This window comes from Brachymonas sp. J145 (assembly GCF_036312245.1).
GTDB lineage: Bacteria > Pseudomonadota > Gammaproteobacteria > Burkholderiales > Burkholderiaceae_C > Brachymonas > Brachymonas wangyanguii.
Genome location: NZ_JAZDCI010000008.1, coordinates 97,050 through 106,300 on the forward strand (window position 1 = coordinate 97,050; position 9,251 = coordinate 106,300).

Genomic DNA, 9,251 nt, shown 5'->3' on the forward strand with positions numbered 1-9,251 from the left:
GCATTCCAGCTGTGTTGCACGCCATACCCACACGCCCCTGGGGATTCGGAGCCATGCCACAATCGGGTTTTATCCTTTACCGATCAGCACCTTGCCCTTGACCGCCATGGACCTCCCCGCCCACCAGCTCAGCATGACCGTGCTGATGACGCCCGATACCGCCAACTTTTCCGGCAATGTGCACGGAGGGCATCTGCTCAAGCTGCTGGACCAGGTGGCGTTTGCCTGCGCCAGCCGCTATGCCGGCCATTACGTGGTGACGCTGAGCGTGGACCAGGTGGTGTTCCGCCAGCCGATCCACGTGGGCGAACTGGTCACGCTGCTGGCGGCCGTCAACTACACCGGCTCCTCGTCAATGGAAATCGGCATCAAGGTGATCGCCGAGAACATTCGCACGCAGGAGCAGCGCCATGTGAACAGCTGCTTCTTCACCATGGTGGCGGTAGATGAAAACGGCAAGCCGACCGCGGTGGCCCCGCTGCGTCCGTTCACGCCGGAGGAAAAGCGCCGCCACGCCGCTGCCGAGTTGCGCAAGACCATGCGCCGTGAAATGGAGCAGCGTTACGCGGCCATCCGCCACGACGCCTGAATCAGCTTCTGCGGGGACGCATCGGCCCCCGCCCGGTCAGCCCTTGAACACCGGCTGGCGCTTTTCCAGGAAGGCGTCGATGCCCTCGGCGGCATCGTCTTCCATCATGTTGCAGGCCATCGATTCGGCGGCCAGCGCATAGGCATCAGCCAGTGGCAGCTGGCGCTGGCGCTGGAACATCGCCTTGCCATGGCGGATCGCCGCCGGGCTCTTGGCGCAGATGCTGCTGGTGTATTCGGCAATCGCGGCATCGAGCTGATCGGCCGGCACCACGCGGTTCACCAGGCCCCAGTCCTGCGCCGTGGGCGCATCGATGAAGCGGCCGGTAACCAGCATATCAAAGGCATTTTTCACGCCCACGTTGCGTGACAGCGCCACCGAGGGCGTGGCGCAGAACAGGCCGACGTTGATGCCCGATACGGCAAAGCGCGCTTCTTCCGCCGCCACCGCCAGATCGCAGGTCGCAACCAGCTGGCAGCCGGCGGCAGTGGCCACGCCATGCACGCGCGCAATCACCGGCACCGGCAGCGCCACGATGGACTGCATCAGCGCCGCACAGCGCGCAAACAGGGTCTGGTAGTACTCCTTGCGGTACTGGCTGCGCATTTCACGCAGGTCGTGGCCAGCGCAGAAGGCCTTGCCACGCGCGGCGATCACCACGCAGCGGATGCTGCTGTCGGCGGCAATCTCGGCCAGGGCCGCTTCCAGTGCGCCAATCATCGCTTCGGACAGCGGGTTGAACTGGCGCGGACGGTTCAGCCACAGGGTGCAGACGCCATCGGCGCGCTCCAGTTGCACATAGGGTTCGGTATCGGGCGTATCGGGGGTGGCGGTACTGCTCATGCGTGCTCCAGTGACAAATCGGACTACAGGATACACTGGGACATTCCAACCCGCCATGGGCTGTTTCCCGCAACACAGCCCCATTCCCTGTCATGACTGCTGCTGTTTCCGCCCCTCCCCGCCTGCCCGGTGTCCGCATCTACATGGTGGGTGGTGCCGTGCGCGATGCCCTGCTAGGCCTGCCCGTGCAGGACCATGACTGGGTCGTCGTCGGGGCCACGCCGGAGCTGATGGTGCAGCACGGCTTTGTGCCGGTGGGCAAGGATTTTCCGGTGTTCCTGCACCCGGACACGCACGAGGAATACGCGCTGGCGCGTACCGAGCGCAAGACGGCGCGGGGCTACAAGGGCTTTGCCGTCCATGCCGATCCCGGTGTGACGCTGGAAGAAGACCTGGCGCGTCGCGACCTGACCATCAACGCCATCGCCCAGGCCGAAGATGGCAGCCTGGTCGATCCGTTCCACGGCCAGCGCGACCTGCAGCAGCGTGTGCTGCGCCATGTGACCGATGCCTTTGGCGAAGATCCAGTGCGCATCCTGCGGCTGGCGCGCTTTGCCGCGCGTTTCAGCGATTTCCGTACCGCGCCCGAAACGCTGGCGCTGATGCAGCAGATGGTGGACGATGGCGAAGTGGATCATCTGGTGCCGGAACGTGTCTGGCAGGAAATCAGCCGCGGCCTGCTGGAACAGCGCCCCTCGCGCATGCTGCAGGAATTGCGTGCCAGCGGCGCCCTGCAGCGCATCCTGCCCGAGGTGGCGGCGCTCTATGGCGTGCCGCAGCGCGCCGAATTCCACCCGGAAGTCGATACCGGCGTGCACCTGGAAATGGTGCTGGACATGGCGGCGCGGCTGGACACGCCGCTCACCGTGCGCTTTGCCTGCCTCTGCCACGATCTGGGCAAGGCGACCACGCCGGCCGATGTGCTGCCGCGCCATATCGGCCACGAGCAGCGCAGCGTGAAGCTGCTGCGCCAATTGTGCGAGCGCCTGCGCGTGCCGGTGGCCTGCCGGGAGCTGGCCGAAGTGGTGGCACGCGAGCACGGCAACATCCACCAGAGCCTGGACTTTTCTGCCGCGGCCACGGTGCGCCTGCTGGAACGCTGCGATGCCTTGCGCCAGCCCGAGCGCTTTGCCGAGGTGCTGCTGGCCTGCGAATGCGATGCACGCGGCCGGCTTGGCTTTGATGAGCGCCCCTACCCGCAAGCGGCGCGGTTGCTGGCGGTGCTGGAGCGGCTGCGCACGCTGGATGAAGGCGCGATTGCGCGCAGCGTGCAGCAGCGCTGGCAGGAGCAGCCCGCGGACACGCGTGAGCGCAACCCGGGCGAGCTGATCCGCCAGGCGATTCACATCGAGCGCGTGCGGCTGCTGGAAGCCGCCACCGACTGAGACAGGACGAAAAAAGCCGGCACAAGGCCGGCAAAGGAGTGGTTCTTTCTTGCCCGATCCCGGCCGCCTCTGCGGACTGGCGGGATCGGGCAGCATGATCAGATGATCATGAAATCGCTGCTGCTCAGCGGGGCCAGGTTCTGCAGCTTGGCAAAATCCACGGCCGGGCCGGCACCATTGCCATCGGCATCGTAAGACAGCATGCCGGTGGCGCTGTCGTACAGCACGGTCGGGTCAGCCGTGGTGGCAGCGCCACCGACCACCAGATTCACCATACCGCCAGCCGTCAAGCCAGCAAACACATCGGAAGCCAAGACCAGCTTGTCTGCGCCATTGCCGAAATCGGTAATGGTGTCGACGTTGCCGCTGCCCAGAGGCGCGTTGAAGACGAAACGGTCTGCGCCAGCGTTACCGGTCAGCGTGTCGTTGCCGGCACCGCCCACCAGGTAGTCAGCGGCAGCGCCACCGGCCAGGGTATCGGCATTCGCCGTGCCCTGCAGGTAAAGCGGATCGGTACTGTCCGGATCGACCGCGTCTTCCCAGTTCTTGTAGCCTTCCAGCACGATCTCGACCGAGCCGGTCACCAGGTCACCATCGGCATCGCGATAGTCGTAGCTGATGGTTTCTTTATGGCTGCCACCAATGCCCACGTTCAGCTGGCCGTAGTCGCTGAGCGTGAAAGTGTAGGAACCATCCGCCTTGCCGATGAAAGTGCCCCACTGGCTGGTGTGCACAGCCCACTCCACATCACCTTGCGGCGTGTGGTCAGCACCCGTCTGCAGGCCACCGTTGGCAAAGATGTTGCTGCTGACCGGGGCCACTTCGTGTTCGGCTTCGACTACGGCGTAGATCTGGAAGGAGTTGCTCGATTCTTCCTTGCTGGTCACGCGCTGCACATAGTTGCCTGCGGCATTGCGGAAGCCCTTGATCACCAGCGCGTACTGGCCTTCACCAGAGGCATTGTCCAGCACGAACTTGAGCGAGCCATCCGGCAAGACTGTGCCACCGCTGCCGCTGACCGGCTGGATCTCGATGATGTCATCCGGATGGGGGCCGTTGTTCGGCGTTTCCGTGTGGTCCAGCTTGAACTGGCCGGTCAGGGTCTGTTTCACGCCATTGACCGTCACGTCGAAGGTGAGCTCCACGGTCACGTAGTCGAGCGCAGCTCCAGAGATCGGATTATTCACGTGGGTAAAGTCACCCAGCTTGAAAATCTCACCCAGCGGCGCAGCACTGCCGGTGCCAACGAACGCCGGGTTGTCTACCAGGCTGTAGCTGGAGTAACCGCTCCAGCCGCCCCACTGGACCTTGTCGATGTAGTCGTCCGCATCATTGTCGAAACGATTGCCAGAAGGTACCTCGTTGCCATTGTCCAGCACATAGCCGATGAAGCCGGCCTGCAGGTTGTTGACCACCAGACTGTCCACCGGCACCGCCACTTCGTGGTGCACGCCGGTCACAACCGGACTGTCATCCTCGACCTGCACCGTCAGCGTCTGCGGCGCGCTGTAGAAGCGGCCGTCAAACACCTTGACCTCGAAATCGATGTCGAGCACATCCTCGCCCTGCTGGGCATGGTCCAGCGGCTGATGCAGAGTGACCGTGTAGCCGGCCTGGTACTGGTCAGTCTCGCCAGCCACCGCACTGATCTCTCCCATCTTGACGGTGATGACATCTTCACGGCCAGTGCCGGTTTCCACATAGCCCACGATCTCGCCCGGCGTGGTACGGTCCCACAGCACGGTCTTGCCACCCGAGGTGTAGGCACCAATCGGGCTGTTGAACTGGAAGCTCAACTCTGCCAGCAGGCTATCCGTATCGCTGAACAGGACGGCACCGGTGGCGACTGTCACCGTGGTGACGTTGGTGGTGTCATCGCCAGGCACCAGGCCATCGGTATCCGGCAGGCCATGGGGCAGGCCTTCTTCCGACACGCGTACGGCGGCCACGTCCTGCAGCACCATGGTCGGCGGCTCGGCAATGCCGGCCAGCGTGATGTCCAGCTGGCTGGCAGCCAGGTCACCGTCGCCATCGACCAGTTGCAGCGGCAGCTTGAACTGGTAGTCCAGCTCGTTCAGAACGGCCGAGACCGGTTCCGTGACCTTGAACTTGATGTCCGGCGTCAGCGCCTTCACCTCGAGACGGTTGTAGCCGTCGGCGGTGTAGACCGCGACCTGGGTACCGATCATGATGTTGCTCAAGTCTGCCGTGCCATCATCCTTGAAGGTCACCGCAAAACCGCCATTCTCTGTCGGCGGCGTCACGCCACGGCTGAACAGATAGGTACTGGTGCCATACATCACGGCCACGGTGGTGACAGGATCGGTCACGCCATCCGCCAGCGTGTAGCTGCCGGTGTTCTCACCGTCGTTGGTGTCATCCACGGCACGCAGGTTGACGGCCACGTTGTCCTTGTGCATAAAGCCGATGCCGGCACCTTGGGCGACGTAGTGCTGCTGGAAGGTATAGCCTTGCGGGACTGCCGCAGGCTGCAGGTCGATCACATAGTCGATCCGCATGGTTTCACCCTGCTCCATCAGGTTGTCGTCCACGCCACCGCTGCCGGTGCTGGTGTTGACCGTGCCAGGAGTTCCGTTTGCCTTCACGCCAGTCAGCAGCAGGTCCTTGCTCTGGTCAACGGTGAGCGCATAAAAGCCGTTCCACGTGTCCAGGCCACCCTTGAAGGCATAGCCGCTATCGGCACTGAAATCAATCTCCTTGGTCAGATCGACCGGACGCGTCATGACCAGGCTGTATTCCGAGTTGGCCGGATCCAGCGTAATCTTGAACACCTCGCTCTGTGCCGCGGTGCCATGGTTGGTCACTGCCTGCAGCACCAGTCCACCATCACTCAGCACATAGGTGATCGGCAGGCCGCCCGCCACCATGCCCTTGCCATCGGCGCCCAGCGCCGGCTGGCCGTTCAGATCCGGATTGAAGCGCACGCTGCCGCCGTCGGCGCCATAGCTGTCGGCAAATGCCTTGTCCAGCGTATCGAGCGAGAAGACCGGCGCATTGCCAGCCTTGTTCTTGACGGTCACGGCGTTCACCATCGCATCCACCGGCGTGTCGTCGTTGATCTGCACCTTGAGCGTGGCCTTGGCCGTATCGCCATCGCCGTCCTTGACCGTGACGCTGAAGCTGAAGGTATCGGTTTCTTCCACACCATCCGGCGCTGTAGTCGGCTTGGAGCTGACTACCGGCACGAACTGCTCATAGGCGTACGAGCCATCGGCGTAAACCGTCAGCACCGCCACCTTGGTGATACTGTCGCTGGTGCCGGTCAGCGTGACGTAGCCATTGGCGGCGAGGTCACCGGCCTGCGTCCAGGTGATGGCTTCCTGCGTGGCCATGCGGCCTGCGCTGGCATCGACGTAGATCGCCTTCATCGCCAGATCGCCCGTCGCGGCCTCCAGCAGCAGGGACTGCACGCCATCCGCGCCGGCAGAGAACAACTGGCCGGCTGTCGTCCTGGCAATCGCCTTGGCGTCGGCCACATCGCCAGTGCCGCCGGCATTGCCGCCCAGTTGGGCATCGTCGTCCAGCACGACGTCAGCTGTCACCGTATAGGCCATCGGGACATCGTCATTGATCTGCACGTTCAGCGTCGTGCTGGCCTTGTCACCATCACCGTCGGTGACGGCGATGCCGAAGGCAAAGCTGGCATCTTCTTCCACGCCATCAGACGAAGCCGTGCCGTGCGCGACTGGCTTGAATTGCGTGTAGGTATAGCTGCCGTCTTCCTTTACCAGCAGTTGGGCCGCCGTGATGCTCTCCCCCTTGACACTGATGCTGCCCACCAGGTTGTAGCCATCGCCAGGGTTTTCCGGAGCGTATGGGATCCAGCTCACGGCATGCTGGGTAGCCACGCCGAATTCGCAGACATGGATCACGGTCATGGCGGGCGGCGTCAGCGTCAGGCTGTCCAGGCCATCGGCACCAGGGGTAAACAGGCCAGTGCCGGAGGCTTCTTTCAGGTAGGTTTCGCCAGCCGTGGTGTTGGCATTCGGCTGGGCGTCATCGTCCAGCAGGGCCGTAGCGGGCTGCTTGACGGTCGGCGCATCGTCGTAGAACTGCAGGCTGGTGCCCAGGTTCACGCTCTCCTTGGCAATGTCACCATCGCCGTCAGTCACCGTCAGCGTCAGCTGCACGGCGGCAGCCGCCACGCTCACGGATTCATCCTGCGTGGCCGGATCAGCGTGCTTGACCGCGCGTTGCTGGTCCAGTTTCAAGCTGGTGTCGCCCACGAGGCTGAGTTCGAACACCGTGACTTCGGTTCCGGCATCGCTGACGTAACCCAGTACCTTGTCGCCCACCAGTTTCAGCAGCACTGTTTCGCCAGTGGCGGTATCGACCAGACCGCTTTCCACTGCGGCATCGACAGCCAGGCTGTACACCCTGCTGGCTTCGCCATCGGCACCTGCCGTGACGGTGAACAACGCGGCCGGGATGGCGACGGTGGCGTCCGTGGTCAGGGTGGTTTCGTCCACCGTCAGCGCCGGCGCTGCCGTGGCGTTGGCCAAGATGCTCGGCACATCATCCACAATCTTCACGCTCAGCGTACCGCCGATCGTGTCGTCATCCTGGTCAACCAGCTGGACCGTGAAGTGCTCGAACAGCTCGGTATCCAGCGCCGGCTTGGTGTGCAGCTCCGCATCCTTCAGGGTGTAGACATACACCACCTCGCCAGTGGCGGCGTCATAGCTCTGGATATTGAGCTCGTTACCCATGGGCGTGGTGATCACTGCAGCCGTGAACACGTCATCGGCAATCACGATGGTGCTGCCAATGGTCAGCGACTTGATACCGTCCGGAGACTGGATCTTGAAGCTGCCCTGGGCACTCTCACTCGTCAGTGCAGGCTCGCTGCCCTGGCCGTCCAGCGCCTTCTCGTACACCGTGGCATCACCGCCTGCGGTGCTGGGCGTCAGGTCCGTGATCGTCGGCGTAGCGTTGCCGATACTGATCGTCAGCGTGGCCGTGTCCGTATCGTTGTCGCCATCGGTCAGCGTGTAAGTGAACACGTCTTCCACATCACCAGGGCTGTCGGCGTCGCGCTGGTAGCTATAGCTGCCATCGGCGCTGATTGTCAGCACGCCATACTTGCCGATGATGGTGGTATCGCCCGATTCGGCAACAGCAACTGCCGCAGTGGCCGCCGTCGTCGGCACCACCTGGGTCACTGTGGCGCCGTCTGCGCCTTCGGTATCGTTGTCCATGACATTGCCGGTCACGGCATCATGGCTGCCGCTGGGCACCGTATCGGTATCGAGCTCGGCCGTGGGCACGTCGTCCACGATATTGATCACCAGATCAGCAGCCGGAGCCGGGTCACCGTCCAGGTCCTTCACCACCACCGCAAAACTCACGCTGTCCGGATCGACCAGGGTGTTGTCCAGCAGCGTATACGTGTAGTGGATCACGCCTGCGCCCGTGGTCGGCTCGTAGGTGTAGTAGCCCTTGAGCTCACCGGTATCTGTTGCCTCCAGCACCGCTTCAGTGGTGCCCAGCAGATAGCCACCCAGGCTCACCTCGGACACACCGTCCTTGCTGGTGAAGGTGATTGTGCCGCTCGTGGTCTCTGTATCCGCCGTCTCGTCCGAACCCTCCGGTTCGCCGGTACGCGCCGGCAGGCCGGATTCGTATACCACGGCACCATCCTGACCCGCCACCGGGATCACCGGCGTTGTCGGCGTGGAGTCCTCGATCGTGATCGTCAGCGTGGCCGTGGCCGTATCGCCGTCACCATCCTGGATCGTGTAGGTGAACACGTCCGTCACGCCACCTTCGGTGGTGGCCGCATCGCGCTGGTAGCTGTAGCTGCCATCGGCATTGAGCGTCAGCGTGCCGTACTGACCCGGCACCTCCGTGCCGGCCTCCTGCACATCACCGGCTTGCGGCTGCACGCCCACCACTTCTGCGCCGTCCGCGCCTTCGGTGTCGTTGGCCATCACGTTGCCCGTGATCGCGGCATAGGTGCCGCTAGGCACGCTGTTGGTATCCGGCTCGGCCGTGGGCACGTCGTCCACGATATTGATCACCAGATCAGCAGCCGGAGCCGGGTCGCCGTCCAGATCCTTCACCGCCACGGCAAAACTCACGCTGTCCGGATCGACCAGGGTGTTGTCCAGCAGCGTATACGTGTAGTGGATCACGCCTGCGCCCGTGGTCGGCTCGTAGGTGTAGTAGCCCTTGAGCTCACCGGTATCTGTTGCCTCCAGCACCGCTTCAGTGGTGCCCAGCAGATAGCCACCCAGGCTCACCTCGGACACACCGTCCTTGCTGGTGAAGGTGATCGTGCCGCTGGTGGTCTCGGTATCTGCCGTCTCGTCCGAACCTTCCGGTTCGCCGGTACGCGCCGGCAGGCCGGATTCGTATACCACGGCACCATCCTGACCCGCCACCGGGATCACCGGCGCTGTCGGCGTGGAGTC

The 9,251-nt window shown here is 63.6% G+C and carries 4 protein-coding genes; 2 read left to right on the forward strand and 2 right to left on the reverse strand.

Annotated features, from left to right (window positions below):
• Positions 1–106: 106 nt before the first annotated feature.
• On the forward strand, positions 107–589 hold the full coding sequence (locus V1261_RS08610) for an acyl-CoA thioesterase (RefSeq protein ID WP_329771325.1): 483 nt from the start codon (positions 107–109) through the stop codon (positions 587–589).
• 36 nt (positions 590–625) lie between these two features.
• Here V1261_RS08610 and V1261_RS08615 read toward each other — a convergent pair whose 3' ends face one another.
• The gene (locus V1261_RS08615; RefSeq protein ID WP_329771327.1) at positions 626–1,432 is read right to left on the reverse strand and encodes an enoyl-CoA hydratase; all 807 of its coding nucleotides are present in this window, start codon (positions 1,430–1,432) and stop codon (positions 626–628) included.
• 92 nt (positions 1,433–1,524) lie between these two features.
• Here V1261_RS08615 and V1261_RS08620 point away from each other — a divergent pair, with 92 nt between their 5' ends.
• Entirely contained in the window at positions 1,525–2,817 is a 1,293-nt protein-coding gene (locus V1261_RS08620) for a multifunctional CCA addition/repair protein (protein WP_329771328.1), read from the forward strand.
• A 98-nt stretch (positions 2,818–2,915) separates the two neighbouring features.
• Here the strand turns inward: V1261_RS08620 and V1261_RS08625 are convergent, their stop codons facing one another.
• On the reverse strand, positions 2,916–9,200 hold the full coding sequence (locus V1261_RS08625; RefSeq protein ID WP_329771329.1) for a DUF5801 repeats-in-toxin domain-containing protein: 6,285 nt from the start codon (positions 9,198–9,200) through the stop codon (positions 2,916–2,918).
• Positions 9,201–9,251 lie beyond the last annotated feature (51 nt).

Excerpts from the sequence above, each read along its gene's own strand:
- V1261_RS08610 (WP_329771325.1), top strand. The coding sequence starts at position 107 with ATGGACCTCCCCGCCCACCAGCTCAGCATGACCGTGCTGATGACGCCC.
- V1261_RS08615 (WP_329771327.1), bottom strand. The coding sequence starts at position 1,432 with ATGAGCAGTACCGCCACCCCCGATACGCCCGATACCGAACCCTATGTG.
- V1261_RS08620 (WP_329771328.1), top strand. The coding sequence starts at position 1,525 with ATGACTGCTGCTGTTTCCGCCCCTCCCCGCCTGCCCGGTGTCCGCATC.